Here is a 26,178-nt window from a genome sequence, read left to right on the forward strand (position 1 = left end):
ACATACCCCGCGTCAGTATGGTTGAAGTTGAGCCGCCCCGTCCCCGGGCCGAATGCCAACGTCGCGGCATCGAGCATGCCCGCGCCGCTGGCGGCCTGGCCCTCCCCACTGCCGAGGTTGAGCACGCCGGTTGCTCCAGCCGAGCTCGCCAGGGTGAGCTGGCCGCCAACGGTCATCCGCGCGCCGTCCGCCAGCGTGACGATACCGCTGCCGCTGGTCGCGCCCACCACCTGATTACCGGTGACGGAAAAAGTAGAGCCGACACCGGAAATCAGAAGATTGGCGGTGCCGCCATTCAATAACGAGCCGATCGTTGAAGTCGCGGCGTTCACCGTGCCGCCATTGAGGATTGATACAGATGCGTTGGCCTGGAGGTTGAAGGCCCCGCTCATCGTCCAGCTCGATCCCGACCCCGAGATCAGGACCGACTTTGTGCCGGCACCGCTAGCGAATGATCCGACGGTCGAGCTAAGGCTCCGGACGGTGCCTCCATTGGCGACGTTCAGAACCGCGGAGATCGCCGGATTGACCGTGCCGACGTTCAGTCCACCAGCAATATCGAGGAGCGATCCAGCGCCGTCGACGTTGATGGTTCCAGCTTGTGACCCCACACCGCCAAGAGTAGCCGCTCCCGCCGTCCTGACCACGCCGCCGTTCAGCACGTTGACAGTAGCGTTGCTTCCGCCGTTGATCCCTACGGTCAGCCCACCAGCCGTCTGCAGGAGCGAGCCAGTGCCGCTAACCGTAGCCATTGCCGACGAATTCAGCCCGCCCACCTGAATGCCGCTCGTGCCCGTGATCTGGCCGCCGTTCAGGAGCTGGAGGGTGCCGGTGCCGCTCACGTTCGTGGCGCCAGTGTAATTGCTCATGCCGGTGAGAGTTTCGGTACCTGCCGAGACAGTCAGACCGCCAGCGCCGGTGATCGAACCCGCGAACGTGTCATTGGCATTCGTCAAGGTCAGCGTCTTGACGCCGAGAGCGACGGTGCCGCCGCCGGCAAGACTGCGGATGCTTGCGCTAGCCGGCGTCACGGCAGAGATGTCGAGCGTGCCGTCTGCGACGACCCTGGCGGAGTTCGCAACCGATGCAGCACCCGACAGGGCGAGTGTACCCTGGGCGATGGTGGTTTCGCCCGTATAGCTCTGATTCCCGGTCAGCACCCATCGGCCGATCCCGGTCTTGAGCAGCGAGGATGCGCCGCCGCTTTCGCCCAATACGGCGTTGAGCGTGTTGGCCGCGGTGCTGCTCCCCGCCAGAGCGAAAGTGCGTGGTCCTGCACCGCCCAGCGCGACCGCCGCCGTGCTGGTGAAGTTCACCGCTCCGGAGCCAGAGGCATCGAGGCCGCCGCCGTTCGTGGTCAGCGTGAATTGCCGGTCCGTATTCGCGCCGGCCCCGGTATACTGCAACCTGCCCCCGTCCAGAACGAGATTGGCGGCGGCGTTGCTGGACGCGCCGATGCCGCTCGCCACGCCACCATTTGCGAGGAGCTGCGTGCTGAGAAGCCCACCTGAAATTCTCGTGACACCGAGATAGGTGTTCGCGCCGGAGAGGACCTGCGTGCCGGTTCCCAACTTGGTGAAGGATGAGATGACATTCCCGATCTGCCCTGAATAGACGCCCGATCCGTTCGAGGCTCCGACCGCGAGCTTCGGTGGGCCACCTGCGAGATATGTCATACCCGCGCTCGATGAACCATTGAGCCCATCAATGGTCTGATCGCCGGTGTTGACGAACCGAAGCACGCCATTTCCAAGGATGTTCAGGGTCGTGGTCTTGGGCAGCACATTGGCTGCATTGGTTTGCAACATGGACCCGGAGCTGATCGTAACATTACCGATGAAATCATTACTGCTGTTATCAAAGGTAATTCTAGAACCCGTGAGGGTGATGTTGCCCGAACCCGTGATCTTTCCAATGAACGACGTCCGATCAGCGTTCCCGCCGATGATGGTGAGGTCGCGGTTCAGGGTGATTGTGCCGGAATAGATCGTTCCGTTGCTGCCCGGGTTGAAGGAGGTCGAACCGATCGAGACGATGCCGCTGCCTGAGCCGCTGACGATGATGTTGTTCTGGATAGTCTGTCCGGTGGAAAAATTGGGGAAGTTCGCCAGCAGCGAGACGTTGGACGCCCCGGTATTGACGTCGCCCAGCGTTACGGTTCCGGTGCCCAGCGCGCTGTTCCCGCCAAACACCAAACTTCCCTGCGAAACGATGGTGCCGCCCGTGTAAGCATTGGAGGCATTGCCAAGGGTAAGCGTCCCTGCTCCCGATTTCACGAGGACGGACGGGCCGGTTAGCAACGAATTGATTGTCGTTGAAACCCCAGCATTCGTAGTGACCACTGGCGCGATCCCGCTCAGCGCTAACGTGCCGCCGGTTATCGTGTAGCCGTTGGTGCTGAAAGTGATGCCACTTGCAGCAACCGTGCCGCTCGCGGTCACGGTACCTGCTGTCCCACCGAAAAGCGCCACAGCACCACTCGCCCATGGCACAGTCGTCGAGCCATTGAACCAATTCGCAGTCGCGTTGTCCCAGGTTCCGGAACCACCGGCGCCGCCTGGGCCGAAACGCAAAGCTTGCGCGTCTGAAGATGTGGATATTGTGGCCGATAGAAGCAGCGCCGGAATGGCCTGGAAAAACCAGCCGCACTGCCCTTCGCGAAGCATATCCCAGTCTCCAATCCAGCCCTCTGTTGCTGGCGTAACACTACACTTCCAGGCGATCAATTGCCGCAATATGGTAGGCTTCACCGCACAGGTTAATTCTTGGGCTGGAGCACCGCGTAGCGGTCGATCTGCGCGCGCAGTTGCGCGGGAGCGGCATCTCCGCGGATGTTTCCAATCGCATTCCATCCTTTACGCCATCGAGCGCCTCGTTGCGTCCCGCTAGCGGCATCTCCCAGGAAGCGCGCCTCGCACGCAAGCCGCCGTTCTTCGAAGTTCGTGTCGGGCTTCCGGCCGTCAAGAACGGAGAAGTACGTCGGGGCGGCTGACTGGGATGTGTGTCGGCATGGTTGAATGGTCGTTAGTCGTCACGTCGAGTTGGCATCTTCTCGGCGGTGTCGCGAAATAGCGGTCATCCTCGAACCGGATCGGCGCGCCGTCCCCGGCTTGATCCCAGCACTGCTCGGTTTAGAGCGCCTCCAACGGCGACAACGGAGAATAATTTTCACCACCTCGGAACCCGACATTCTCGCACCAGTTCAATGCGTGCGGCCGTCGCGGCACCCCTTCGACCGTCGCGGTGCAATCCTTGCCAGGGTGACCACCAGAAGCGAGCCGGCGTCATTCCCTCTCAGCCGGCTCGCTTCTTTCGCCTTCGATCGGAGCGAGCCGCGGATCTACCGATAGCTCGCGATCGGGGCCTTGGCTTCTCACTTGAAGGAGGGCGACATGTGCTTTCGCGCCGGCGTCTTGGTCCTTGCGCTTTGCTGTTCGGCACAGGCGCAAATTTCGCCGACCGGACCACCACAGAATGCACCGCCGGCAGAGACCATACAGCCCGCGCCGGCTCAGTCTGAGGATGAGGCGAGGCAAAAGCTGGCAGACAGCGGCTATCCCGATGTACGCGAGCTCGCACGTACCTCGGACGGTGGATGGACCGCCAAAGCGCTCGTGAATGGCCGCACCTCGACGGTTGATCTGAATCCCAAGGGCGAGGTTAGGAGCCGGGATTAATTTGGCGCCACCAGGACGGCCAGATTGTACGCCGACTTGGTTCGCTTTCGCTCATCCGATGCGGACATGGCTGGCTTCTGCGGGAAAAGCAGGAGGTTGACGCGGTATCGCTGCGCTTCGGGAGTTACTCCCGAGATAGTTGAAGCCACAGGCGTCGTCATTCGCAAGAACTTCGCTTGTGTCAGCGGTTCTAAACACCTCCGGCACTGTGGGTGGCTGGCGGGTCGGTGGTGACTCGTCTGTTAGACTTTCGGTGGCAAGCTTCCGCGATCAAAAACCGGCACGGATTCGGTCGGTCCCTCGGGGCTGTTGCCCACGGGAATATCCTCTGCTGCCTTCCGCACGGCCTCCTCGGCCTCGCTCAGGCCGTCTGGGGTATCGTTCGCATCGCTGCCTTCGTCGTGCACATTGGTACGGTCGCTCGTTCGCCTGCCGGTTTGCATCGAATCAGAAGCGAGCGGGCTTTCCGCTGGCGTGACCAAGCGCCGCTCATCTTCGAGCAATGTTGGATTCTCACGTGGCTTTTGCATGGCATTCTCCTTCATTGGAGGAAGCCATTGGGTTCGGGTTTGTTCCTTGACTGTTATTGCAAGGGTGAGGTGACGCCGCGACCATCTTATCGAATAGGGTAAGCGCCCTCGGGCTAGAGCCACTACATGACCTATTCGGCCTGATCTGATCCATGTCGATCTCGATACCTCAGCCTGGACTGCAGGTTCAGACCCGGTTGGTCATGAGCGGGCTGCTATTGCCATGTCTGGTCATTGCCTCTTCTGCCGAAGCAGCGGCGACGAAAAATTCCTAGCGATCAGTCGACGTCAGCGACGTCGCTTCGATCTGATAGCGTTTCGGGTACCGATACCGGTGGACTTAGCGCGCTTACCAAATCCGGCGCGACCTCGACCGTCGCGCCGGCTGAAATGCCTCAAGCTGACGCCTTGACCCGACCGCGCTTCGGAGTCGCAGGCTCCGGCGCCGTCTTTCGACGCTCATTGCCGAGGCCCATTTTCTTCGCAAGCTGCGAGCGAGCCTCGGCATAGTTCGGCGCGACCATAGGATAGTCGGGCGGAAGGTTCCATTTCGCACGATACTGATCGGGCGACATGTCAAAGGCGGTGCGCAGGTGCCGTTTTAAAGATTTGAAACGCTTGCCGTCCTCCAAGCATATCAAGAAGTCGGGGGTGATCGACTTCTTGATCGACACTGCCGGAGTGGCTTTTTCCTCGAGCACCGGCGCGGGAGCTTGGCCAAGTCCGGTCAGCGCAGCGTGCGTGCTAGCGATCAACGCCGGAAGCTCAGCCGTTGGCACGCTATTGTGCGCGACAAATGCCGAAACGATATGCGCGACCAGGTCGCCGAGCGCTCCGTTGTTTTCTGACAATTTCAATCTCCTCGGCCTCTGACGAGAGCTTACGATTCAACCCTTTTATTACAGAGTTTTTATTTGGCAACAAATCTAGAAGAACTTTCATTAATTCTCAACGTTCAGACGCAGAAATTCGACAACCAATCGCTAAAACGCGCGGTCCAACCCGATCTGCATCCAAATCGAAGATCGCGCGAGCCAGACGGAAAAACTCCGGCGCTGCCGACGATTCATTTGCTGCAGAGGAACGGCTTCCGACGCTCCGCGTTTACCGGCGATACAATTCGGGGAAGATCCGTGCCGGAATATCCACCACCGCCGCCTCGCCAAGCTGCCAAAGGCGCGCTTCTGATTGTCGTGACCATGGCCGCGATCATCGTTACGATCTTCATCGGCTTTAACATCTACCACGCCAAGACGCTGCGCGAGGAAAAGGCCGGCCAAATCGATCAGCGAGACGCCCCCAAAAGTCCGACGGATTTGCAGGCCCCACGAAATCCGCAGCGGCCCTAAAACAGGTCGCGCCTTTACGGCCATCGATCGCGCCGCTGGATTGCCTGTTCAAGCGCCGACGAGACGGCCATTCAGCAAGACATTGAGCGGGATATGCGGCCGAGCGGGCCATCAAAAGATGTCCTCGATCTCTGCCGGCTTTGCCCTCGTCCTGGCACGCATCATGAACTCGAGGTCAAGCGCGGGAAGAATGTCGCAACGCGTTCTGAACTGCCTCCCGGGCGCGCCACTCTCTACAGCCGAGATGGTCGCTTGACGCAGCTTCGTTCGATCCCCGACGCTCGTTTGGTTCAAGCCGATCTTGCGGCGCTGTCGGCGGATGGCGTCTGCGATTTGCTTAGACGTTCAGGCTGCTCCACGGCGCGCCCTCCGTGCCAGACGGCTTCTCACGCTTGGGCTGGCGACCGATACCATGTCGCTCTCTCGAAGATCGTCGGCGATCCCCGGATGGCCCTTCGAATGCAATTGCGGTCGCTGTCCTGCTCGTCAGGCTTTGGAACATATGGCCCTGGCGGCGTGGTTACATTTGAGAGCCAGCGCTGCCTGTGAGCGGGTAGCGATTGGCGGTGCGCGAAGTTGGCCTCGGCGCTCAGATCGCAGTGATCGCCATTCCGATGACCGCCAAGGCCATCGCCGCTGTGGCGATCCACCCGAGCACTTTCAAAGCCCGCCCGATCACGAACTGCTTCATGATCTTCGGATCGGCCGCCAGAAGCATCAGGATCACCATGATTGGCACGGCGACCACGCCGTTGATGATGGCGCTCCAGACCAGCGCCTTGATCGGGTCGACTGACGTGAAGTTCAAGGCGACGCCGATGGCCGTGGCGACCGAGACAGCCAGATAGAAAGCCTTCGCCTCTCGCGGCTTCCGGGACAGGCCGACGGGCCATTTGGCGGCTTCTCCGATCGCATAGGCCGCCGAACCCGCGAGAACCGGCACCGCCAGGATGCCCGTTCCGAGAATGCCGATCGCGAAGATCACTTTCGCGAAGGAGCCAGCGATCGGCTCCAAGGCCTTGGCCGCATCGACCGAACTCTGGATGTCCGTCAGTCCAGCCGAGTTCAAGGTCGAGGCCGTTGTCATCACGATCGCCAGCGCAATCAGGTTGGAGATCGCCATGCCGACCGCCGTGTCGAGCTGAATCCGTTTGCGCGCAGGCTTTGCCTGTTCGGGATGTTCGACGAGCGGCTCCTCCCGAGGCTTTTCCTTGAGATCCTCCGCCTCCTGCGAAGCTTGCCAGAAAAACAGATACGGACTGATGGTGGTCCCGAAAATGGCGACGACGATCGACAGATAGTCCGCGTCGAACGAAAGCCTGGGCAGCACGATGCTCGTCGCGACGGCCAGCCAGTCGACCTTCACGACGAACAGCGCTGCGACATAGGCCAAGAGGACCAGCGACAGCCATTTCAGCACTGCGACGTAGCGCTTGTATTCTAGCAGGACCTGCAAGCCGATGCAGATTGCGCCGAAGATCAGGACATAGATATGGGCGGGGCCTCCGGCCAACAGCTTCAGGGCGTCGCCCATCGCGCCGAGGTCGGCCCCAATATTGATGATGTTGGCCACCAGCAGAGGGATGGTCACAGCATAGGCCACCCATCTCGGGTAGCAACGCGCAATATTCCCGGCGAGGCCGCGTCCCGTCGTCCGGCCGACTCGGGCGCTGATGATCTGGATCGCCACCATCAAGGGGTATGTCAGGACGAGGGACCAGCTTGCGGCATAGCCGAACTGAGCCCCTGCCTGCGAATAGGTGGCAATACCGCTGGGATCGTCGTCGGACGCGCCCGTGACCAGCCCGGGGCCAAGCAGCTTAAGCAGCCGCGGCTTGCTGGGTTCGACAACCGGATCGCGCGCGGATCCGGGCTCGGATCGAGAGGGGGTGTCGACTACCAAGTTCTGCGTTCCCAGCGGCAGCTCCCGCCAGGCGAAGGTTGGCTCCGCAGTTGGACGGAATATGCCCTGGCAACCTGATCAACGATATTGCCAAGCTGGCGGTTCCTCGGAGGGGGCCATGCCGCGGCACGGCGGATTCGCAGATTCGATCGCGACCTTTCCAACGCGCAGCGCGGCGATCCGTGCGGGTGAATTCCCGACCTGGCCAAGCCCGTTACAGCGAGCCGGAACAAGTGAGACGCAGCGAGGTTAGCGGTCCAGCGGGGGACCAAAGGGGAGAACCTCAATGCGCACTCTTATCGCAACATCGCTCGCTGCATGCCTCGTCTGCTCAACGGCAATTGCACAGACGTCAATCACCACCACCATCACGACGGACCAGCAGAACAAAGTGAAGACCTACGTGATGAAGGAAAAGCCGGCTTCGGTGAAAGTGACTGAAACTGTCGCCGTCGGCGCGGCTCTGCCGTCATCGGTGACGTTGCATACGCTCCCGGCAGATGTCGGCGTCCAGTATCGCTACGCCATCGTCAACGACAAGACGGTCCTGGTGGAGCCGACCTCGCGCAAGATCATCCAAGTGATCGAGTGAGCCTGCCAAAGCGCCCGATCTCCTTTGAGGAGATCGGGCGCTTTGAAATCCTATCTGGCGTAATGTCCGGAACTGGCTGCGGCTATCTCGTTTTGATCATCGTGACCCGCGCGTTGCTTTCGTCCCAGCGCTTCAGGACGTTGAGCGTGATATCGCTTTGGTGGCGGTGTACGCGAAGGTCGAACTGGGAATCGCCCAAGGTCAGCTCGTGAATAATCACATCGTCGAGGAAAGACGGTAGGACAGGGTCGACGAGCTTGACCTCGTTTGCCGCCGCGGGAAGCTCTAAGCCGAGGCAGGCGCACAGCATCGCGAAGGGAGCTGCCGCGGCCCAGGCTTGAGGCGAGCAGGCCACGGGATAGGCCGTCGGCCCGCGGCGCGACTTTCGCAAAAAGCCGCAGAACAGCTCCGGCAAGCGCTGCTGTTCCTGATGGCTCGCGACGTTGAAGATGGCTTCGAATAGGCGCGAGGCCTCCAATTTGAAGCCGTAGGCACCCAAGCCGATGGCGATCAAGGCATTGTCGTGCGGCCAGACCGAGCCATTGTGATAGGACATCGGATTGTAGCGCACTTCCCCAGTATTCAGTGTCCGGATGCCCCAGCCGCTGAAGCTGCCTTCGCTCATGAGAGTTCGAGCAATCCGCTCGGCGCGCTCCGGGTACGCGATGCCGCCGAACAGAGCGTGTCCCGCATTCGAAGAACGAACTCGGCAGGGACGCTTGTCGCCATCGAGCGCCAGCGCATAGGAGCCGATCTCCTCGCACCAAAAGGCCCGGTCGAAGCGCTCACGTAACACCAGTGCCTGCTGCGTCAGCTCGTCGGCGCGCAAGTCGAAGCCTTGGGCGCGGGCCATGACGGCCCCCGCCCGTTTGGCGGCATAGGCATAAGCCTGGACCTCGACGAGCGCGATCGGGCCCCGCGCCAACGATCCATCCGCATGGGAAATCGAATCATGGCTGTCCTTCCAGCCCTGGTTGGCGAGCCCGTTTTGGGTCTCGCGAAAGTATTCGATGAAACCGTCTCCGTCGCGATCTCCATATGTGTCGCACCAAAGGAGCGCAGCCTCGATGTTCTCCCAGAGCTGCTGGATCGTCGCGAGATCGCCGGTACGGTCGAAATACTGGCCCGCGAGCATGACGAAAAGTGGCGTGGCGTCGACGGAGCCGTAGTAGAATCCGAACGGCACTTCCCCCAGATTGGCCATCTCGCCGCTTCGCCGTTCATGAAGGATCTTGCCGGGCTGCGCATCCGCAACCGGGTCGCTGCTTACGGCCTGCGCCCGCGCCAGATGCAGCAAGACCCCACGTGCCACCGCCGGATCGGCCCACAAGAGCATCATCGCCGTAATGATCCCGTCCCGTCCGAACATGGTGGAGAACCAGGGAATCCCGGCATAGGGGTAGAGCCCGTCGGCTCCGCGGGTCACGAGTGTATAGAGATCCGAGGTCGACCGGCTCATCAGGTCGGTAAAAAGGGCGTTCGACGACTTGACCTTGGATACGTTAGCCGTCAGCGCACGAAGGCCCCGGCGGGCATTCTGGTAGGCCTTGGCGAATTCCAGCGGCGGCGCCCCGGGCGCGGTACCGATGGGCAGGATATCGCCCCTTGAAGCCTCAACCAAATCGCAAGCGACAGTCAGGAGAAGCGAGGTCCGCTCGCCTGGTTCGAGGCGGAAACGGAACGAGGCCAGGCCATTCCTCAATTCGTATGGGTTGGGCTTGAAGCGCAGGACCGTTCTTCTAACCCTGTCGTCGAGGCCGCGATACGCGAAGCGGACCCCCTCCGACGCGATCTGCGTCTCCGTCTCGCCGCGCCGGGCGCGCTTCATACCGCGAACTTCAAAAAGATCTCGAAAATCCGCGCCGAAGGACAAGGACAGCGTGAACTCATGCGGGACCCGGTCAAAGTTGCGCAACCCGACCCGTTCGTAACAGACCGCGTTCCAAAGGAACTTCGTCCGCTCGATCGCGATGGCGTCCCGGGGAATGGCGGTTGATCCGTCACTCCGGATAATCTCAGGATTGGCGAGATCGACCGTCAAGGCGGTGTTGTCGTCCTGGATTACCGAGCCGAGGAGCAAGGGGCGCTTGTCCTCGAAGAACAGTTCCAGCCGAGAGAGATGCCGGGTGTCGTTGCAGAACAAGCCCTCGGAGGTGTCCGGCGTGATCCCGATGTCGCCGTGGCTATCGAGGACGGCAAAAGTGTCGCCGGATTTCAAGGTCCGCAGCGGACGCTCGACGAGCGAGGGATGCGCATCAAGGGCGTGATCGGACGAAGGCTCAGATCGTCCGGCAATTTCCGGCTGTCTTGAGGCAGCGATCTGCTCATGCATTCCAAGTTACTCCTCGTCGGAGGCCCGGCGGTTCGTTCACCCGATTGGCTCATGGCTCTGCGTCTATTCTGCGGCCTTGGTGTAACCTTGTGGCGAGGACAGAAGACGGTCGAACGCCTCGAGATAATCGCGGGCCATCCGCTCGGCGGTGAAATGCTGCTCGAAATGGGCCCTCACCTTTGAACGATCCATGGCGGCGCTGCGCTCGCAGGCTGAAACGGCCTCGGCAATCGATTCGACGATGATCCCGGACACTCCGTCTCTAACGATCTCCGGCACGGAGCCGTTGCGCCAAGCGATCACGGGAGTTCCCGCCGACATCGCTTCGATCATGACGAGGCCGAACGGCTCCGGCCAGTCGATCGGAAACAGGAGAGCCCGGGCGCCGCCGAGAAAACCGGCCTTCTGCGCCTCGTCGATTTCTCCAATGAACTCGATCAACGGATGATCAAGCAGCGGCTCGATTTGAGACCTAAAATATTCCTCGTCGACCGCATCGACCTTCGCCGCGATCCGCAGACGCATGCCGGCACGCTTGGCGATCTCGATCGCGCGGTCAGGTCGCTTCTCGGGCGTGATCCGTCCGAGAAAGGCAAGGTAGTCCCCTCCCCGCGCCTCGAACGGACACAGGCCCGGCCCCAGGCCGTGGTGGACCGTCGCCAGCCAGTTCGCGGTGGATGGCATGGGTGTTCGCTGTCCGTCCGAAATCGAGATCAGCGGCATCCGCGGGAAGGCCTGATAGACCGGCAGGAAATCGGGCAAGTCCAGGCGACCATGCAGCGTCGTTACGCATTTATGGGTCAGGTCCGAGAACATCGCATGCTGGAGCAGATCGAGATGAAAATGAATGACATCGAATGACTCCTGCCGTTCCCGGACCTTCGCGAGCATGGCGAGGTGGCTGGCCGTATGATCTCGGATGCCTGCCAGCCGCAAGCCCTGCGGTGCGCAGGCGACCAGTTCGGCCGAGGTCTGGGAATCGCCGGAGGCGAACAAGGTGACCCGATGTCCTTGCCGCACGAGTTCCTCGGTAAGCCACGACGCTACCCGTTCCGTGCCGCCATACAATCGCGGAGGAACTGACTCCGCCAGCGGCGCAATTTGCGCGATCCGCATCCCCTTGCTCTCCGGCCCATCCGACCCGCGAACGCGGGCGAGTTTTCAACGCCGGTCCGAGCCGAAAGTTCGGGATCAGAACTCTTCGACGTGGGATTCCGCACGTATACTCGAGACAGTCTCCGGCATGGCCATCAGGATGAGGAGGAGAGCGATCACGCCCACCCCGGCGAGCACGGCAAAGGCGAGGCTGTAACCACCCCAAACGACCAGGCTGCCTGCGAATGCATAGCTCGACGCTCCTCCAATCCCTTGAATGGTACCGAGCATTCCGCGCGCCATGTTGTAGCGACCGCTGCCCAGGACGGCGCCGTACAGAACGAGCGGCAAGAGCACATCGAACAGCCCGGCTCCGATTCCGTCGAGGAGCTGAAAGGCGATCATCCAATAGGGGTCGTCGACCACGGCGAACAGGATGCCGCGCAGCGGCAGGGCCGCGAACGCTAGGATAAGCAACGGCTTGCCGCCGATCCGATTGGCACGCATCACGAGGAAGGCCATCGGGATCGTCGCGAGCTGGGCGACGATGATGGCGGCCGACGTCACGGCGGACTCGAAGCCCTTTGCTTCGAGCGCTAGCTTCTGGCTAGCGAGAGCCAGCATCGGCGCATTGGCGAAATGGAACAGCGCCGTACCGATCGCCAGCACGGTAAAGGGGCGTTCGGCGAACAATTGCCGCCATGGATACGGCCGGCTATTTTCCGGGATGACTTCATCGAGGCCGCGAGCGCGCTGATGATCGAGGGCGCCGGCCGGGATTGAAAGAACGGCGATCATCGAGAGGCCGGCGAACAGCGGAAGCATGTAGAAGACACCACGTTGCCCGAAATGCGTGCCGACCACCGCGGCCAAAGCGGCAATGAACAGGTTGCCAAACCGGTCGAACGCGGCGTTGCGGCCGAGCTGCGCGGCGAGGTCGCGGGCGCCATAAAGCCCGAGCGTGATCGCCGCGGTCGTAGGTACGAAGACGGCCCCCAGAAGCGCCATACTGACATCCGCGACGAACACGACCGCTATCGTCGGATAGGTCGCAATGGCGGTTCCCAGAAGCGCAAGGAGCCAGGCCCCACCAATCATGAGACCGCGCTTGGCGCGCGTGGCGTCGATCAAGGCGCCGATCGGCGCATGAAAAGTAATACCGATAAGACCGCTGGCGGTGAGCAAGGCTCCGATCTTCGCTTGGTCCCAGCCGACCTCCGTGAGCAGGAAGACATTGACGTAGGGCCCCAGCCCGCCGCGCAGATCCGCCAGCAGGAAGTTCAGCCAATCGAGGCTTGCCCGATGCGACATTCGCTCCTCGCTTCGCGAGTGCCCACGCTCAGCAAGGCCGCAGCGAAACGGTGTTCCGCTGGAGCCTTTTCCTAGCGCCACAGCCAGTAATCGTGGTCGACGAGTCACGGTTCCGTGCGGCGGCGATCCGGATCCGGCGCCCCAAATCGCCATCCGCGCATCGCAATCGCCTGGGACTAACAGTGACCCGGGATGTTCGTTCGCTCATAGGGCGAGAGCTCCTCTGGCCAGCAACGCCGGCCTCCATCCTTCGGTCGCAAATATCGCCCCGCTGAAGACTGGAACCCAAGTCGGCCAGTGCGGTTAAGGGGTTTTCACATCCAGCCAGGAGGCTCCAATGGCCGCTGAACCCAAGAAGCTCGACGACCTCTTTCTCGATACGCTCAAGGACATCTATTATGCCGAGAAGCAGATCCTGAAGGCTTTGCCGAAGATGGCGCGCGCAGCCACTTCGCCGGAGGTCAAAAAGGCTTTCGAGACCCATCGAGACGAAACCGAAACCCATGTCGAGCGGCTCGCCGAGGTGTTCGAGCTTCTCGGGAAGGCGCCTCGCGGCAAGACTTGCGACGCTATCCTCGGCATCATCGACGAGGGAAAGAGCATCATCGAAGAGTTCGAGGGCAGTCCCGCGATCGATGCGGGTCTGGTCGCCGCCGCTCAGGCCGTCGAGCACTACGAAATCGCCCGCTACGGCACTCTCAAGACCTGGGCTAATGAGTTGGGCCTGAAGCAGGCCGTAACCCTCCTCGACCAGACGCTGAGCGAGGAAACCAAGACCGATCAGCTTCTGTCTAAGATCGGCATCTCCTCGGCGAACAAGAAGGCAGCCTGATGCCCCTTTGGTGCATCGCAACCGAAGGGCGCCCGCTTCCGGAGCATGCGGACCTTAGCGATCCCGCAATCTCCGGGAGCTTGCGAACGAGATGACGGCGACATTCGAAATCCGCCGCTCCGGCAGCGATTGGATTCTGACGAGCGGCGCGGCGGTGACCCACCTTCGCAAACCGGCGAGAGGGGTGGTCGAAGACGCCGTTACCAAGTGGCAGAGTGCGGAAGGAAACCCCATGCGCATAACGACAGCGGAAGCCTATACCGCAGCGACCGCGCGGATTCAGAGTCTGTCCGACGCCAAGGAGGGCAGTCCGCAGGCAGAGGAACTGGCAGAACTCATTGCAGCGGTGAGGCAGTGGGACGCTCGCAAATCCTCCCTGGGTCAGGGGGATGCGTCAGCGCCTGGAAATACCCAAACTGCGCAACGGCCAGGTCAGCCCGGCGCCGCAGACGAAACTCGGGCAGGTCCAAACCCGAGGTCTCTTCACCCGACGGGAGCGCATCCCCCGTTCGAACGCGGCGATACCGAGAGTTTCGCGGCGGAAAAGCATGTAGCGGACCCAGCAGAATCATCCGGAGATGGTCAGCCCGCCGGTCGACGCAGCGCAATGATCCGTTCGATCCGCAAGACCTGATCGCTGGAGATTTTCTTGAAGGGATGAGCAATGGCGGCCCATGGGCTGGTGCATGGCGAGCTCGGCGTGAACTGCATTCACCTTTGCGTCGACATGCAGCGACTTTTCGGGCCGGGTTACCCTTGGGCCTTCCCTTGGCTCCAGAAGGTTCTGCCGGCGGTCGAGGAATTATGCGGATCTCACCCGGAACAGACTCTCTTTACCCGCTTCATCCCGGCCGAGCGCGAGGGTGACGGGCGCGGCACATGGCAGCGCTATTATCGGAGATGGCCGGAGGTCACCTTGGAAAGGGCCGGCGTTGAAGCCGTCCGCCTCCTGCCCTCTCTTGAGCGGTTCGTTCCGCCCGCCCATGTGCTGGACAAGAGGGTTTACTCACCCTGGAGCGAAGGCCGCCTCGATCACTTCATCGCCGAGCGTGAAATCGATACGGTCATCGTCACCGGCGGCGAGACTGATGTCTGTGTTCTCGCGACCGTGCTTGGAGCCGTCGATCGAGGCCTACGGGTCGTACTGGTCATCGACGCCTTGTGCAGCTCATCTAACGCAACGCACGACGCACTGATGGAACTGTACCTTTCCCGCTTCAGTCAGCAAATCGAGGCCGCTTCCACCAGCGAGGTCCTGGCACAGTGGCGGTAGCGGGTGGCACACCGGCACCCGCGAACTGAGGCTGCTGTATTTCGTCGGTGTGGATCCCGAAGCTCTGGGAGATCCGCCGCGCTCGAAGATCCGCTTTCGGCGTTGCGACCTTCCAGCGAAGCGATCTGGTTTGCCTTGCCGTGATGAGGGAGCGCATCTGCCGGCCTTCGCCTTCGCCTTCGGCGCCGGGATCGGCGACGTCGTGGATGGCTGGGCCTGGGCGCCTAACGTAGTCGCCTTCGCGACGAATGTAAGGACAATGGGTTTTTCTGAAGGGAATGGTCCTCGAGGAGGCTTCCAACGCCGCGGACTGCCATTCGAACGGTGGAAGAACGGGTTCTGTTCCCGAAGGAACTGCGACCGAACAACGCTCTGGAATAATCGTTGTTACCTGACGCGGAGGGTCAGCGAATGTTCGAAGGATTCAAGCTCGCGGCAATCGAGCTGACGAGAGGAGCGATCCGGTTTCGCGTTGGCGGAAGCGGCCCACCGCTTCTGCTTCTCCACGGTCATCCCCGCACGCATACGACTTGGCACAGAGTCGCCACGCTCCTGCGGGAACGCCATACGGTGATCTGCCCAGACCTCCCCGGGTTCGGCGGCTCATATAAGCCTGCCGACCGGTCCGACCATGTAAACTCATCCAAGAGGGCGAAGGCACAAGCTCTGGTCGAGCTGATGAACCAGCTTGGGCACGACTCCTTTGGTGTCGCGGGACACGACAGAGGTTCGTATGTCGCGTTTCGGATGGCGATGGACCATCCCACACGGGTTCGTAGACTGGCGGTTTTGGACGGTGTTCCGATCCTGGAGGCCCTGGAGCGCTGCCGTTTGGAGTTCGCCCGGCGCTGGTGGCACTGGTTTTTTTATGCCCAGCCGGAGAAACCGGAACGCGCGATCGGGACCGACCCCCTAGCCTGGTATGGCGGCTCGCCGGCAGAAATGGGCGAGGAAAATTTTGCAGACTTCCTCGAAGCCATTTCTGATCCGATCACGGTCCACACGATGATTGAGGATTATCGGGCAGGTTTGACTATCGACGCAGACCATGATCGCGACGACCGTGCCAACGCCCGCAAGCTCGATTGCCCGGTCCTGGCGCTCTGGTCGGAGAGAGATGACCTGGTGCATCTCTATGGCGATGTGGTCGCGGTATGGCGCAGATGGGCCAATGACGTTCGCGGAGCCTCCATTCCCAGCGGGCATCATATGGCGGAGGAGGCCCCCGTCGAACTGGCCCGGGCGCTCGATGGTTTTTTTTACGACGCTGGAACTCGAGATTCTATTTGAAGAAGCACCTGGCAATCTCCACGAAACCACGGAAGCCTCTGGACCGCATGAGGTATATGGACCCGCTTGAGCCTTCGATGGAATTCGCGCCACCAAGGTCCATTATTCACGACGGGGAATGAGCGTTCATCATCCCGCACCCTATCAACGAGTTCCTTGGCTGGCATGTCGCCCGCGAGCAGGGTCCGGTCGGTATCGAGTGGGTGATGTCCGAGGCAGCTCATGGCGGAGATAGCGTAGCATGCCTGACCTTAGGAGGATGGATCGATTCGATCCGCCACGGCATCCTTCTTTCCCCGTGGTAGAAGCGTCATCACCAAGATGAAAGCGGAAAGAACAAAACAGATGCTATTCGTGACAATGAGAGGCCACTCACCCAGACCAAGTCCATATACGGTCCAGAGAGCGAAGCCCGTGACGGTGAAACTGTAGGTCACCGGAGAGATCGCCTGCGTATCGCGTGTTCTGACGATCCGCCAGGCCTGAGGCACGAAACTGATCGTCGAGCACACCGCCGCGAATGTGCCAGCAACCGCGATCCACTTCATCACAGTCGCCTATCGAGACAGGCGACGAGCATTTGCCCGCACCTTGCGCTGATACCCACGAACAATGCCTTCGGTGCCGTATCTGATGCGGCCTTCAAAACGGCCTGCTGGCTTGCCGCGGCTTTGTCGTTGACCATCCGAGCAGCCTCTCGTTTCGCGGCTGGACCACCCCTTGCGAGTTCGATCCCGCGCAGCCACACGACCTGCTGCGCCTCGAATGCAAGCATCGACATCTGCGGCTTAAACATCCGCAGCCTGTTTTCCGATAGGCTTGCGTGACGTTCTGCCATTTCGGCGGGGCCGAGACGTCGCGCCGCGCGCCGCACTCTTTGTGCCAGGCTTCGGTGAGATATCCCTTGCGCGCAAAGCCCGGGCTTCCAGATTAAGCCGATACAAGCCATAGCCCACCGCCCCGGCAAGCATGACCGGCGTGGGCAACCTGGTCGCCAGCAGCGTCAAGGGAACAGCAAATCTCTCGGGGATTTCGCCTCGCTCGACGTTCCGAGCAATCCAGGCTCCAGCCAGACTGGAAAACGCGGCCCGGATCATTTCGTTTCCTCCGCCGCACCCGGCGTGATCGGAACCTGCTCGGCAACAGGGTCACTCGCCGGAAAAGTATCCTTGAGCGCCCTATCCAGCTTCTGATCGGGTGTCAGTTCTCGCTCTTCCCTACGTTGCGTCTTTTGTTCCCGGCGAAGGCTCTCGACTGCGGGGTTGTGCTCGTTCTCCACGGATGTCTCCTTGACTCTTTGACTGAGTGGAGACTGAACGCTGTGGTCCCGCGCTCGTTCCAGTAAGAGCTCGGCAACAAGCGCCGACATTCGCACGGGGAGACATTTCGCCGTTAGGGCCATATTGGCGCGATACCCTTCTGGCTCTTTCCAAAGCCAACCGTCCAAAACGCGTTTCCTCACGGTCGACAGACGGTGGGGCGTGATCCTGGTATCCGCGGCTTTCCCCGATTCGGGCTCGCGACGCGGGAACGTCCAATGGTGCGCCGGAGTTCAGGAAGCTTCTCTGGAGAGGCTACCATGACCCGGGTGACAGTAACCGCCTTGCATTTCGAGCCGCGGGGCTTCGTTCCCAACAATCCCAGGTTGCCAGCCTTGATCTATGAAAGGGCGTTCGATCCTGCGGCGACCATTGATCTCACCACGTTCATGGAGAAGATTTTCCAAGAAAACGGATGGCCGCCTCAGTGGCGAGATGGGATTTACGAGTTCGACCACTACCACGCCCAGGGCCATGAGGTTCTTGGCATAGCAGCCGGGTCGGCCGAGCTCGTGCTCGGGGGAGAGGGCGGCCGCGAGATCAGGGTGGAAGCTGGCGACGTCTTGCTGCTGCCCGCAGGGACTGGGCATCGGCGCCTCAGGCAGTCCGATGATTTCCTCGTTGTCGGTGCGTATCCGCCCGGCCAGGCTGGAGACATCGTTCGCGAGGAACCATCGCCTGCAATGAAACAGAGGATCGCCCTATTGAGCTTTCCGCCCAAGGATCCAGTTTTGGGTGATGAGGGACCGATGCTCCGCTTCTGGGCGAACGCCAGCGTTCCTTGAGGCTCGCAAATATCGGACTTGTGCCTGCGGCTGGCGCCTGCAAGGCGCGCGAAATCGATGCGCGGTGCCGTGGCCTTCTGGCCATGTGAATCATGGCGACATCAGCCAATTGGAACCTCGGTGCCAGATTGCCCGTTGCCGACCGTGGCATTCGGAAGGAGAGCTAGCGATGATGTTCGTGGAGCAAATCAAGGAAGGCCAGCGCGTGATCGGATCCGATGGAGAGCATATCGGGACCGTCGACGCTCTGAGTGGCCAGCTCATCAAGCTCAAGAAGAATGATCCAGAGTCGGGCGGAGCCCATCATTACCTTGACCTCGCGCTCGTCGTTGACCTCCAGGACGATACGATCAAGCTGATCATCCCAGCGGCTGAGGCTAAGGAGAGATGGTCGGAGGCGACCGAGTAAATGGACTGACGCCAGCGACCATCGTCGCTGGCCCCACCCAGGCGAGCTTCGCGGCTCAGTCCGAGCGCCTCTGGAGGCAGAGTGATCCTATCGGTGATCGCGCGCCCGCTACGGCGAAATCGAGGGCTCCCGGTTTGGTTGGAAACGATCGAGGTGACTACTGGCGATCAGCAGGCCAGGTTCGCCGTTGTCGGCTTCTCGCTTTGGCGGCGCGTTGGCCCTGCTCGAGGACTTTTGACGGTTGGCGGTATCGCGTTTGAGGAGAGCCGTCATTGAAGATCGCGACTTACAATGTGAACGGCATAAATGGCCGGTTGTCCGTTCTTCTCCGGTGGCTCAAGCAAGACTGCCCCGACGTTGTGTGTCTACAAGAGCTGAAATGTTCAGCTGATCGTTTTCCGGAGCTCGAATTGCAGCAAGCCGGCTACGCGGCGGTTTGGCACGGTCAAAAGAGTTGGAATGGTGTCGCTATCCTCGCACGGGGCCGACCGCCGGTCCTCACCCGCCGGGGATTGCCGGGAGATCCTGATGACAGCCACAGCCGATACATCGAGGCGGCGGTCAATGGGGTACTGATCGGATGTCTCTATCTCCCCAACGGGAATCCGGTCCCGGGACCCAAGTTCGAATACAAGCTTCGCTGGTTTGACCGGTTGCTGAGCTATGCAGACGAACTGCTCTCGCACGACGTGCCGGTCGCACTCCTCGGCGATTTTAATGTCATGCCGACGGAGCTCGACGTTTATGCACCCGAGCGATGGCGAGATGATGCTCTCTTTCGTCCAGAGGTTAGGAAGGCCTATGCCGACCTGATTCATCAGGGTTGGACGGACACCGTTAGACACCTTCATCCGAGAGAGCGAATTTATACATTCTGGAAGTACTGGCGAAACTCATTCGAACGCGACGCGGGACTTCGCCTCGACCATATTCTGCTCAGCCCCACCCTTGCACTCCGATTGAAATCCGCGGGAGTTCGACGCGCTCCGCGAGGCTGGGACCACACCAGCGACCACGCGCCGGTTATGATCGAGCTTCTGCCGCCCTAGCCTGACTATGGCCAGCGTTCCCAACGCTTAACCGGTTCTAGCTTTCAAGACGATGGCCGGGCGCTTGAAGCATGCTCGCTGGCGGGCGCGCGAAGCTACTCTTGTCGGTGAAGGGTCAACGCATGAAAGCCCGGCCCGCGGAGGGGCCGGGCTTTCATGCGGCGAGCACACGCTGGGCAGCGACGGGCTCAGCCGTCGGTGATCACCAGGTCTGACGATTGTACCAGGTGTCGACGTCAGTCTTCACCTTGTCCTTCTCGATGCCGTAGCGCTCCTGGATCTTGCCTTCGAGCTGGTCGCGCTTGCCGGCGATGACGATCGAATATCCGCAGGCGCGCGTCGAACTGATCATGCGCGACGCACCGACGGAGCTTTCCGCGGGAACGGCCGATATCGGCCTGATCTTCTCCCCACGCGTCACCGACGACATCACGCTGACGCCCCTGGCCGGCGGCGAGATCATCGCGCTGGTGCGAGAGGACGATGCTATGGCGAAGCGGCGCGTCGTCAGCCTGCATGATCTGAAAGCACGGCGCATGATCTGCTTCGATCGCGAGAAGTCGCCGCTCGGCTGGCTGATTGCGCAGTGCTCGAGAGTGAGAGGCTCGAATATGCCCCGTTCATGACCGTTCCCTACAGCATTTCAGCCGCGCATCTTCTGGCGGAGCCCGGGAACATGACGCTGATCGACAGCCTGCTGACGCAAGCGCAGCGTTTCGACGGGCTGGCTCAGCTCTCCTTGGAACCGCAGATCCCCACCACGATCTGTCTCATGACCATGCGCAGCCGGCCGCTGTCGCGATTGGCAGCACGCTTTGTCGAGATCCTCCGCAAGCAGTGATCGTGACCGCAGCGCATTGCCCGAGCCAAACGTCAACGAACAGAACTTCTGAGGCGATAACTCGATGCACTGTGACTCAGTCGTGCCGCCCTTCTGAAAACGGGCTCTGACCGACGATTTTTAGCTCAACAGATTGATACCTCCGTGGAATTTTTGAGAACCGAGCCGCGCTTCCCAGCTTCGGAGAGCAGTTCTCCTTTGCAGCTCGACCGATCCGGATCGGTGACAGGACTAGTGCGTCGACGCGCGCCTGCCGCATGGCATAGTTATCTGAATTGCGGATTGCGCTTCCAGACGCATGACCCATATTGGGCGAGCGGTTTGTTGACCCCTCCAGTCTCCCTCCCGCTGGAGCCCGGTCCCACCGTTCCCCTCGAAGCTTTCGGCGCAGCGCCACGGCTTCTCCTTGGCCGGCTCCCTTTGGGACGCCGGCCTTTTTTTTGAACGATGCATGGGACATCTAGAGAAAGTGCCCTCCGCGTTTCGCGCATCGCAGCAGCGTGAACTTTGGCGCGACCAATTCGTTAGTCGATCGTCCGTCAGTGGGTAGGAGGCGTGGAATGACTACGGCATCGATCTTGCGACGCTGGGCATCTAAAATCCGCACCGGGGATCGCGCAGGCTATGTCGACTACGTCCGCTCGACTGGCGGAGACGACTACAGCGGTACGCCGGGCAATCTGGGATTCCAAATGCTTCTACGAGATCTCCCTGATGGCACGACAGAGATCGAGACGCTCAGCTGGTGGGATTCGATCGACGCGATAGTGGCCTTCGCCGGCGCAGATCATAACCGCGCCCGCTATTATCCCGAGGACGATCGCTTTCTGCTGGTCAAGCCGGAGTTTGTAACGCACTTCGAGGTCGTCCTCGACGCCCGCCATGGATGGTAGGCTCGCATACCCCGGTATTTTCGCCGGCAGGCGCTGGCGTCATCAACGTGTCGCCGAACGGATGGATGCTCACCGGGCCTATCAAAGAGGCAAAGCGCGAGCGCGGCAATCTAAACGCCGCTCGCGCACTCGTCGGTTCTGCCAAGGTTGCACTTGGCGAGCGTGGACCGGTCTGGTGGGAGGACGGCTCCCCAGACTTCAATCGCTATCACGTGAGGAAACACGCCCTATGCGGGTGGGCTTTGCAATTGAAGACGCCGGAAAGGCATGCGTACCGTGAAACCATCGGAACCTGACAAACAGGAGGGCGACGTGCAGCAATCTGCCGTCGCCATGACCACGCGGATTGGACGGAAAGGCGCTTTCAATGTCGATCTACCGCTCGACGTGACAATGCTAAACGAGCGCCTCTACGAGATTGGGCTATGGCTCATTGATCGTCATATCCCGCATCAGGCTCGCATTCTTTGGGAGCCCGACCACAGGCGGATCCGCATAAGCTTTACCGATGCGGATGATGCCGGGGCTTTCCGCACGCGCTTCAGCGCTCCTCTCCATTGCCGGCAGCAAGATCTGCCATCTCTTCCACCGGACTGGTAAGCGGCCTCGCGATGGAGACGGTCTGATCAATCCGGAGTCCCCGGGTTGATACTGCTCCGCTGAGCAGGCAAGTATTGACCTTAGGCCAGATTTCGTTGCTAAATTCCACGCCTTTCAGTTCGTTCTGTGGCTCAGTTTGCATGAAGAGTTCCTGGATCTTTTCGCCCCATACCCGAGCCGTCTGGCTGAGAACGCTTGTCGTCATCATATTGGGCGCGGCGATGATCTCGCCAGCCCTATTTTTGCGCTGAAAGCGGAATGGCCGGCACACATCGCGGCTCAAGCGTCGGTTCTCGCGATATCTGCACGTTGGGATAGCCGGCCTGGTTCGCGAACATTCCGGGGCTCGCGACGCGATAGTCGTCGAGCATATCGCCGGCACATACCATTGAAGGCGTTGGCGCTCCATGCGGTTGGTAATCCGCCCACACGATCGGCGGGCGGTACATCAAGATGAGATGTGCCGCGATCGCATCGAGCAGAGCATCGTCGGAAAGGCTCGGATCGCTGAGGCCGAGTTTGCGAGAAGCGTCCCCTCCTGGCGCAGGATTTCCCGGACGGTTCGCCCGGCCCGGTCAAGAAACTATTCCAGCAGCTTCAGCAGCGCCTGCGTAGGCGGCGTCTCCGGGCACTCGACGACGTGCGGCTCGACGCTCGCATCGCGGATAAGGTCCGGCGCGTTACGGGAAATCCCGCAGGCCGGGTTGTAATCGGTGACGACGTCCATCACGCCACCTTCGGACGGCCGCCGCGCTCGCACCTTCGAGCCCGCCAGTTCCCGGCACCTGCTGTGCCAACGGCCTCCGGTCCAGGCTGGCCAGGCCGTGATGAAATGTGCGCCGGTTGTTCCCAATAAACCGTACGGTCCATGACGCCTTTTTTTGACAGCACCAGAAAATCTTTCATCCGGCCATCGACTATTAGTGATGTCAGCGGCCGAATAACCCGTGAAAGCGCCCGAGGAAGCTGCGCAGGCGCTCGTTTTCCGGATGATCGAACACATCTTCAGGCCGCCCTTCCTGCGCGACGCGGCCTTGGTCAAGAAAGACCACGTGATGTGAGACCTCGCGCACGAACAGCATTTCGTGACTGACCAGCAACATGGTCATGCCTGCCTCCGCCAGTGCCTGCATGACACCGAGTACTTCGGCGACGAGTTCGGGGTCCAGCGCCGAGGTCACTTCGTCGAAGAGCAGAAGGCGGGGCTGCATCGCGACCGCCCGCGCAATAGCGACGCGCTGCTGCTGCCCTCCCGAGAGCTGATAGGGATAGTGGTCCTTGCGCTCGCCTAGGCCGACGCGGCCGAGCCAGTGGCTGGCGATGTCCGTCGCCTCCGCTTTTGGCTTGCCCTGCACCTTGACGAGGCCCAGCATCACGTTCTCGGCCGCCGTCAGATGGGGGAACAGGTTGAACTGCTGGAAGACCATCCCCATTCGGGCTCTTTGGGCGGAGATCTTCGTTTCGCTCAGGCGCTTGCGTGTCTCTCCGGCCAGCTTGTAGCCGATCGGATCGCCATCGAGCAGGATTTCGCCGCCATCGTGCTCTTCCAGCAGGTTGATGCATCGCAGGAAGGTCGTCTTGCCGGACCCAGAAGCCCCTATCAGCGAGACGACCTGGCCCTGCCGCATGGTGAGATCAATGCCTTTCAGCACCTCGACCTTGCCGAAGTGCTTGCGGACATTGGTGGCTTGAAGAAGAGGCGGTTCGCTCATGGCGGCCTTCAATAGCGTAGATAGGAGAAGCGGCGCTCAAGCATCCCGCCCAGCTGAGCGAGCGCGAAATTGATGACGAGATAGAGCGCCAGCGTGAGTAGATAGAAATCGACGATCATATAGTTGCGCGCCATCTGTTGCTGGGCGGCGAGAAGCAGCTCGATCACGCCGATGATAGAGAGGAGCGTTGTGCCCTTGACGATCTCCAGTGCGGTGTTCACCCAAGGCGGCAGTATCCTGCGAAAGGCCTGGGGCAGGATGACGTACGCGAGTCGCTGGCGGAATGTGAGGCCGATCGCCTTGGCCGCCTCCATCTGCCCAGCCGGCACCGATTGCACGGCACCGCGGAAGTTCTCGGCAACATGGGCGGTGGCGAAAGCGCCGAGCGCAACGACTCCTGCCCAGAATGCCGGCACATTGATGCCGAACAGCGCCAGGCCGTAATAGGTGAATAGGATCAGCACCAGCAGCGGGATGCCGCGCATCACGTCGACGTAAAGACGTGCCAGGCCGCTGAGCCACCACCAGCCATAGGACAGCGCGACCCCTACGGCGATGCCGCAGACCGTGGCCATCACGATGCTCAACATCGAGCTGGCGAGCGTCACGCCAAGGCCGACCAGCAGCGCCTCGCGCGCCGCCCAAGCCTCGAACCAGAAGGTGCCGGGGGTGAAGGTCATGCCCGCCGGCTCCTCAGCGAATGGCTGCGTAACGGCGCTCGACCAGGCGCAGCAAGGTGGCGATGACATAGGCCGTGACAAGATAGAGCCCGCTCGCCGTCAACCAAACCTCCATGACGCGAAAGGTGTTGGCATTGATCTGGCGGGCGGTGAAGGTCAGCTCCGGCACGGCGATGGCGGCGGCGAGCGAGGTGTCCTTGAACAGCGAAATCAGATTATTGCTGACGGCCGGCAGCGTGATCCTGAACATCACCGGCAGGACGACGTAGAGCTGACGCTGCAGCGGCCTTAGCCCGATGGCCTTCGCCGCCTCGACATATTGCTTCGGGATCGAGGCCAGGCCGGAGCGGAAGACCTCGCACATATAAGCCCCGGCATAGAGCGACAGCGACAGAACGAAGCTCTGGCTCTTGTCAAGCACGGTGATGTCGAATTCGGGCAGGCCGAAATAGAGGAAGAAGATAAGCAGCAGCAACGGGGTGCAGCGGATAAACTCGACATAGGCCCAAACAGGGTAGGACAGCCACTTGCGGGGCGACAGCCGGGCATAGGCCGCCAACAACCCGATGATAGATCCGATCGCCAGCGAGACGACGGCCAGCCCAAGCCCTAGAAGCAGCGCGTCGGTAAACTTGTCCCAGTTCCGCGTAATCACGGACCAGTCGAAATGATAATCGATCATGCCTGCGATCCGGGGACGACGTGGCGAAGCCGGTCAGGCCTCGCCGCCGGGAGACAGTGGATCCGGATGGATCAGGCGAATTCCTGCGGAAATCCCACTTTGGGAAGCGACAGTTCGATGCCAAACCACTTCTTGTACGAGGCGGCGAAGGTGTCGAAGTCGACGCCCATCATCGCCTCCTTGTAAACGGTGTTGACCCAATTCAGCCAAATCGGATCGCCAGGTTTCACGGCCGATGCATAGGAATTCGGCATCCAGCCGAACCCTGAATCGACGAAGCGGTCGGGCGCCTGCTGCATCAGCCAGCGGATAGCGGACTGATCCTGCATCGAGGCGTCGATGCGGCGGGCATTCAGCGCTTGCATGGCCGCATCGGGGCTGTCGAAGGCATCGACCTTGGCCTCGGGCAAGGCCTTGTGGATCCACTCCTCCAGAAAGACGTTTTGCATGCCGCCGATGGTCACCGCCTTGCCAGCCGCCTTGAGCTCGGCATAGCTTTTGTACTTGCCGCCCTTGGCGAGCATCAGCAGGCCGTTGCCCTCGCGGTAATAAGGAATGGTGAACTCGACCTGCTGGGCTCGACCGGGGGTCACGGTCATCCATTGCACGACGATGTCAACCTTGTCGGTGACGAGGCTTGGAATGCGGGCATCCGAACCCTGGATGACGAATTCGACCTTATCCGGATCGTCGAAAAGGCTCTTGGCGAGTAGCCGGGCGAGGTCGATATCCATGCCGGCGAGCTTGCCGCTCGCGTCCTGGAAATGCCAGGGCGGGTTGGTGCTGCCGGTTCCGACGATCAGCTTGCCGCGCTCCTTGATGGTGTACAGCTTGCTCTTGGCGACTGTCTGCGCTGCCACAGGCGTCGGCGCGAGCGCCGCGACACTGCTCGCCGCGAGACCGCCCAGAGCTGCACCAGCGAGGCCGAGTCCGAACAGGCTGCGCCGTTCGACCGTAAGATCGCCGTCTACTGCCGGTGCCTGGTCATCATGAGCGCCCATTGCCCTCTCCTCTGCCGTATCGT

29 protein-coding genes and 1 pseudogene are annotated in these 26,178 nt (G+C 61.1%); 12 read left to right on the forward strand and 18 right to left on the reverse strand.

Annotation, left to right across the window (positions count from 1 at the left end):
- The 4 genes from GGC47_RS23795 to GGC47_RS23810 all read right to left on the reverse strand — a co-directional run.
- Positions 1 to 2,666, reverse strand: a 2,666-nt coding sequence (locus GGC47_RS23795; protein ID WP_429069195.1) for a beta strand repeat-containing protein, incomplete at its 3' end; no start/stop codon positions are given.
- A 92-nt stretch (positions 2,667 to 2,758) separates the two neighbouring features.
- Complete coding sequence (locus GGC47_RS23800; protein WP_429069490.1) at positions 2,759 to 3,019, reverse strand: DUF7696 family protein; 261 nt, start codon at positions 3,017 to 3,019, stop codon at positions 2,759 to 2,761.
- Between the two features lie 900 nt (positions 3,020 to 3,919).
- Entirely contained in the window at positions 3,920 to 4,207 is a 288-nt protein-coding gene (locus tag GGC47_RS23805; protein ID WP_429069198.1) for a hypothetical protein, read from the reverse strand.
- A 395-nt stretch (positions 4,208 to 4,602) separates the two neighbouring features.
- The gene (locus GGC47_RS23810; RefSeq protein WP_429069200.1) at positions 4,603 to 5,058 is read right to left on the reverse strand and encodes a Ros/MucR family transcriptional regulator; all 456 of its coding nucleotides are present in this window, start codon (positions 5,056 to 5,058) and stop codon (positions 4,603 to 4,605) included.
- Positions 5,059 to 5,121: 63 nt separating this feature from the next.
- Here GGC47_RS23810 and GGC47_RS23815 point away from each other — a divergent pair, with 63 nt between their 5' ends.
- Positions 5,122 to 5,556, forward strand: coding sequence for a hypothetical protein (locus GGC47_RS23815; RefSeq protein WP_429069202.1), 435 nt, complete (start codon positions 5,122 to 5,124; stop codon positions 5,554 to 5,556).
- A 589-nt stretch (positions 5,557 to 6,145) separates the two neighbouring features.
- On the opposite strand, the gene GGC47_RS23820 is transcribed toward GGC47_RS23815, so the two are convergent.
- On the reverse strand, positions 6,146 to 7,459 hold the full coding sequence (locus GGC47_RS23820; protein ID WP_429069205.1) for an Nramp family divalent metal transporter: 1,314 nt from the start codon (positions 7,457 to 7,459) through the stop codon (positions 6,146 to 6,148).
- Positions 7,460 to 7,745: 286 nt separating this feature from the next.
- Here GGC47_RS23820 and GGC47_RS23825 point away from each other — a divergent pair, with 286 nt between their 5' ends.
- Entirely contained in the window at positions 7,746 to 8,051 is a 306-nt protein-coding gene (locus tag GGC47_RS23825; protein ID WP_429069207.1) for a DUF1236 domain-containing protein, read from the forward strand.
- Positions 8,052 to 8,133: 82 nt separating this feature from the next.
- Here the strand turns inward: GGC47_RS23825 and GGC47_RS23830 are convergent, their stop codons facing one another.
- The 3 genes from GGC47_RS23830 to GGC47_RS23840 form a co-directional block, all read right to left on the reverse strand.
- Complete coding sequence (locus tag GGC47_RS23830; protein ID WP_429069210.1) at positions 8,134 to 10,383, reverse strand: amylo-alpha-1,6-glucosidase; 2,250 nt, start codon at positions 10,381 to 10,383, stop codon at positions 8,134 to 8,136.
- Between the two features lie 63 nt (positions 10,384 to 10,446).
- Positions 10,447 to 11,499, reverse strand: coding sequence for a glycosyltransferase family 4 protein (locus GGC47_RS23835; RefSeq protein ID WP_429069213.1), 1,053 nt, complete (start codon positions 11,497 to 11,499; stop codon positions 10,447 to 10,449).
- Between the two features lie 75 nt (positions 11,500 to 11,574).
- Positions 11,575 to 12,789 carry an MFS transporter gene (locus GGC47_RS23840; RefSeq protein ID WP_429069216.1) on the reverse strand — a complete coding sequence of 405 codons (1,215 nt, stop codon included), beginning with the start codon at positions 12,787 to 12,789 and terminating at the stop codon, positions 11,575 to 11,577.
- 337 nt (positions 12,790 to 13,126) lie between these two features.
- Here GGC47_RS23840 and GGC47_RS23845 point away from each other — a divergent pair, with 337 nt between their 5' ends.
- The 4 genes from GGC47_RS23845 (at position 13,127) to GGC47_RS23860 (ending at position 16,184) form a co-directional block, all read left to right on the forward strand.
- Positions 13,127 to 13,621 (forward strand): YciE/YciF ferroxidase family protein, encoded by a 495-nt coding sequence (locus GGC47_RS23845; RefSeq protein WP_038366149.1) that lies wholly within the window; start codon positions 13,127 to 13,129, stop codon positions 13,619 to 13,621.
- A gap of 91 nt (positions 13,622 to 13,712) precedes the next feature.
- The gene (locus GGC47_RS23850) at positions 13,713 to 14,255 is read left to right on the forward strand and encodes a hypothetical protein (protein WP_429069220.1); all 543 of its coding nucleotides are present in this window, start codon (positions 13,713 to 13,715) and stop codon (positions 14,253 to 14,255) included.
- Between the two features lie 30 nt (positions 14,256 to 14,285).
- The gene (locus GGC47_RS23855; RefSeq protein ID WP_429069222.1) at positions 14,286 to 14,894 is read left to right on the forward strand and encodes a cysteine hydrolase family protein; all 609 of its coding nucleotides are present in this window, start codon (positions 14,286 to 14,288) and stop codon (positions 14,892 to 14,894) included.
- Between the two features lie 411 nt (positions 14,895 to 15,305).
- Positions 15,306 to 16,184: an alpha/beta fold hydrolase gene (locus GGC47_RS23860; RefSeq protein WP_429069225.1), complete on the forward strand. Its 879-nt coding sequence runs from the start codon at positions 15,306 to 15,308 to the stop codon at positions 16,182 to 16,184.
- 251 nt (positions 16,185 to 16,435) lie between these two features.
- On the opposite strand, the gene GGC47_RS23865 is transcribed toward GGC47_RS23860, so the two are convergent.
- From GGC47_RS23865 to GGC47_RS23875, 3 genes are all read right to left on the reverse strand, one after another.
- The gene (locus GGC47_RS23865; protein WP_038366155.1) at positions 16,436 to 16,732 is read right to left on the reverse strand and encodes a SemiSWEET family sugar transporter; all 297 of its coding nucleotides are present in this window, start codon (positions 16,730 to 16,732) and stop codon (positions 16,436 to 16,438) included.
- Complete coding sequence (locus tag GGC47_RS23870) at positions 16,732 to 16,980, reverse strand: hypothetical protein (protein WP_429069228.1); 249 nt, start codon at positions 16,978 to 16,980, stop codon at positions 16,732 to 16,734. Before GGC47_RS23870 ends, GGC47_RS23865 begins: the two co-directional genes overlap by 1 nt.
- 297 nt (positions 16,981 to 17,277) lie before the next feature.
- Complete coding sequence (locus tag GGC47_RS23875; protein WP_142021083.1) at positions 17,278 to 17,463, reverse strand: hypothetical protein; 186 nt, start codon at positions 17,461 to 17,463, stop codon at positions 17,278 to 17,280.
- A gap of 300 nt (positions 17,464 to 17,763) precedes the next feature.
- Between GGC47_RS23875 and GGC47_RS23880 the strand changes: the two genes are divergently transcribed.
- The 3 genes from GGC47_RS23880 (at position 17,764) to xth (ending at position 19,746) form a co-directional block, all read left to right on the forward strand.
- Positions 17,764 to 18,288, forward strand: coding sequence for a cupin domain-containing protein (locus GGC47_RS23880; protein WP_429069230.1), 525 nt, complete (start codon positions 17,764 to 17,766; stop codon positions 18,286 to 18,288).
- 169 nt (positions 18,289 to 18,457) lie between these two features.
- On the forward strand, positions 18,458 to 18,697 hold the full coding sequence (locus tag GGC47_RS23885; RefSeq protein WP_429069233.1) for a DUF2171 domain-containing protein: 240 nt from the start codon (positions 18,458 to 18,460) through the stop codon (positions 18,695 to 18,697).
- Between the two features lie 272 nt (positions 18,698 to 18,969).
- Complete coding sequence (xth, locus tag GGC47_RS23890) at positions 18,970 to 19,746, forward strand: exodeoxyribonuclease III (protein ID WP_429069236.1); 777 nt, start codon at positions 18,970 to 18,972, stop codon at positions 19,744 to 19,746.
- A 202-nt stretch (positions 19,747 to 19,948) separates the two neighbouring features.
- On the opposite strand, the pseudogene GGC47_RS23895 reads toward xth, so the two are convergent.
- Positions 19,949 to 20,059, reverse strand: a pseudogene (locus GGC47_RS23895) (CsbD family protein); the annotation flags it as partial.
- A 37-nt stretch (positions 20,060 to 20,096) separates the two neighbouring features.
- Here GGC47_RS23895 and GGC47_RS23900 point away from each other — a divergent pair.
- The 3 genes from GGC47_RS23900 (at position 20,097) to GGC47_RS23910 (ending at position 21,480) form a co-directional block, all read left to right on the forward strand.
- Positions 20,097 to 20,372, forward strand: a complete 276-nt coding sequence (locus tag GGC47_RS23900; RefSeq protein ID WP_429069237.1) for a LysR substrate-binding domain-containing protein — start codon at positions 20,097 to 20,099, stop codon at positions 20,370 to 20,372.
- 50 nt (positions 20,373 to 20,422) lie between these two features.
- Positions 20,423 to 20,587 (forward strand): type 2 periplasmic-binding domain-containing protein, encoded by a 165-nt coding sequence (locus GGC47_RS23905; protein WP_162720192.1) that lies wholly within the window; start codon positions 20,423 to 20,425, stop codon positions 20,585 to 20,587.
- A gap of 560 nt (positions 20,588 to 21,147) precedes the next feature.
- On the forward strand, positions 21,148 to 21,480 hold the full coding sequence (locus GGC47_RS23910) for a hypothetical protein (protein WP_429069239.1): 333 nt from the start codon (positions 21,148 to 21,150) through the stop codon (positions 21,478 to 21,480).
- 541 nt (positions 21,481 to 22,021) lie between these two features.
- On the opposite strand, the gene GGC47_RS23915 is transcribed toward GGC47_RS23910, so the two are convergent.
- The 6 genes from GGC47_RS23915 to GGC47_RS23940 all read right to left on the reverse strand — a co-directional run bounded on the left by GGC47_RS23915 (position 22,022) and on the right by GGC47_RS23940 (position 26,155).
- A complete protein-coding gene (locus GGC47_RS23915) occupies positions 22,022 to 22,363 on the reverse strand; it encodes a hypothetical protein (protein WP_429069242.1) in 342 nt (113 codons plus the stop codon).
- 300 nt (positions 22,364 to 22,663) lie between these two features.
- The gene (locus tag GGC47_RS23920; protein ID WP_429069244.1) at positions 22,664 to 22,807 is read right to left on the reverse strand and encodes a thioredoxin domain-containing protein; all 144 of its coding nucleotides are present in this window, start codon (positions 22,805 to 22,807) and stop codon (positions 22,664 to 22,666) included.
- Between the two features lie 202 nt (positions 22,808 to 23,009).
- Positions 23,010 to 23,792, reverse strand: coding sequence for an amino acid ABC transporter ATP-binding protein (locus GGC47_RS23925; protein WP_038366169.1), 783 nt, complete (start codon positions 23,790 to 23,792; stop codon positions 23,010 to 23,012).
- Between the two features lie 8 nt (positions 23,793 to 23,800).
- Positions 23,801 to 24,472, reverse strand: coding sequence for an amino acid ABC transporter permease (locus GGC47_RS23930; RefSeq protein ID WP_429069247.1), 672 nt, complete (start codon positions 24,470 to 24,472; stop codon positions 23,801 to 23,803).
- Between the two features lie 13 nt (positions 24,473 to 24,485).
- Positions 24,486 to 25,151: an amino acid ABC transporter permease gene (locus GGC47_RS23935; RefSeq protein ID WP_142021522.1), complete on the reverse strand. Its 666-nt coding sequence runs from the start codon at positions 25,149 to 25,151 to the stop codon at positions 24,486 to 24,488.
- A gap of 74 nt (positions 25,152 to 25,225) precedes the next feature.
- Positions 25,226 to 26,155: a transporter substrate-binding domain-containing protein gene (locus GGC47_RS23940; protein ID WP_081925562.1), complete on the reverse strand. Its 930-nt coding sequence runs from the start codon at positions 26,153 to 26,155 to the stop codon at positions 25,226 to 25,228.
- Between the last annotated feature and the right edge of the window lie 23 nt (positions 26,156 to 26,178).

The sequence above is a fragment of the Allobosea sp. OAE752 genome, from assembly GCF_050433265.1.
In the GTDB taxonomy this organism is placed as follows: domain Bacteria; phylum Pseudomonadota; class Alphaproteobacteria; order Rhizobiales; family Beijerinckiaceae; genus Allobosea; species Allobosea spartocytisi.

Excerpts from the sequence above, each read along its gene's own strand:
- GGC47_RS23805 (WP_429069198.1), bottom strand. The coding sequence starts at position 4,207 with ATGCAAAAGCCACGTGAGAATCCAACATTGCTCGAAGATGAGCGGCGC.
- GGC47_RS23825 (WP_429069207.1), top strand. The coding sequence starts at position 7,746 with ATGCGCACTCTTATCGCAACATCGCTCGCTGCATGCCTCGTCTGCTCA.
- GGC47_RS23830 (WP_429069210.1), bottom strand. The coding sequence starts at position 10,383 with ATGCATGAGCAGATCGCTGCCTCAAGACAGCCGGAAATTGCCGGACGA.
- GGC47_RS23835 (WP_429069213.1), bottom strand. The coding sequence starts at position 11,499 with ATGCGGATCGCGCAAATTGCGCCGCTGGCGGAGTCAGTTCCTCCGCGA.
- GGC47_RS23840 (WP_429069216.1), bottom strand. The coding sequence starts at position 12,789 with ATGTCGCATCGGGCAAGCCTCGATTGGCTGAACTTCCTGCTGGCGGAT.
- GGC47_RS23845 (WP_038366149.1), top strand. The coding sequence starts at position 13,127 with ATGGCCGCTGAACCCAAGAAGCTCGACGACCTCTTTCTCGATACGCTC.
- GGC47_RS23850 (WP_429069220.1), top strand. The coding sequence starts at position 13,713 with ATGACGGCGACATTCGAAATCCGCCGCTCCGGCAGCGATTGGATTCTG.
- GGC47_RS23855 (WP_429069222.1), top strand. The coding sequence starts at position 14,286 with ATGGCGGCCCATGGGCTGGTGCATGGCGAGCTCGGCGTGAACTGCATT.
- GGC47_RS23860 (WP_429069225.1), top strand. The coding sequence starts at position 15,306 with ATGTTCGAAGGATTCAAGCTCGCGGCAATCGAGCTGACGAGAGGAGCG.
- GGC47_RS23865 (WP_038366155.1), bottom strand. The coding sequence starts at position 16,732 with ATGAAGTGGATCGCGGTTGCTGGCACATTCGCGGCGGTGTGCTCGACG.
- GGC47_RS23870 (WP_429069228.1), bottom strand. The coding sequence starts at position 16,980 with ATGTTTAAGCCGCAGATGTCGATGCTTGCATTCGAGGCGCAGCAGGTC.
- GGC47_RS23880 (WP_429069230.1), top strand. The coding sequence starts at position 17,764 with ATGACCCGGGTGACAGTAACCGCCTTGCATTTCGAGCCGCGGGGCTTC.
- GGC47_RS23885 (WP_429069233.1), top strand. The coding sequence starts at position 18,458 with ATGATGTTCGTGGAGCAAATCAAGGAAGGCCAGCGCGTGATCGGATCC.
- GGC47_RS23900 (WP_429069237.1), top strand. The coding sequence starts at position 20,097 with ATGCGCGACGCACCGACGGAGCTTTCCGCGGGAACGGCCGATATCGGC.
- GGC47_RS23905 (WP_162720192.1), top strand. The coding sequence starts at position 20,423 with ATGACGCTGATCGACAGCCTGCTGACGCAAGCGCAGCGTTTCGACGGG.
- GGC47_RS23910 (WP_429069239.1), top strand. The coding sequence starts at position 21,148 with ATGACTACGGCATCGATCTTGCGACGCTGGGCATCTAAAATCCGCACC.
- GGC47_RS23920 (WP_429069244.1), bottom strand. The coding sequence starts at position 22,807 with ATGGACGTCGTCACCGATTACAACCCGGCCTGCGGGATTTCCCGTAAC.
- GGC47_RS23925 (WP_038366169.1), bottom strand. The coding sequence starts at position 23,792 with ATGAGCGAACCGCCTCTTCTTCAAGCCACCAATGTCCGCAAGCACTTC.
- GGC47_RS23930 (WP_429069247.1), bottom strand. The coding sequence starts at position 24,472 with ATGACCTTCACCCCCGGCACCTTCTGGTTCGAGGCTTGGGCGGCGCGC.
- GGC47_RS23940 (WP_081925562.1), bottom strand. The coding sequence starts at position 26,155 with ATGGGCGCTCATGATGACCAGGCACCGGCAGTAGACGGCGATCTTACG.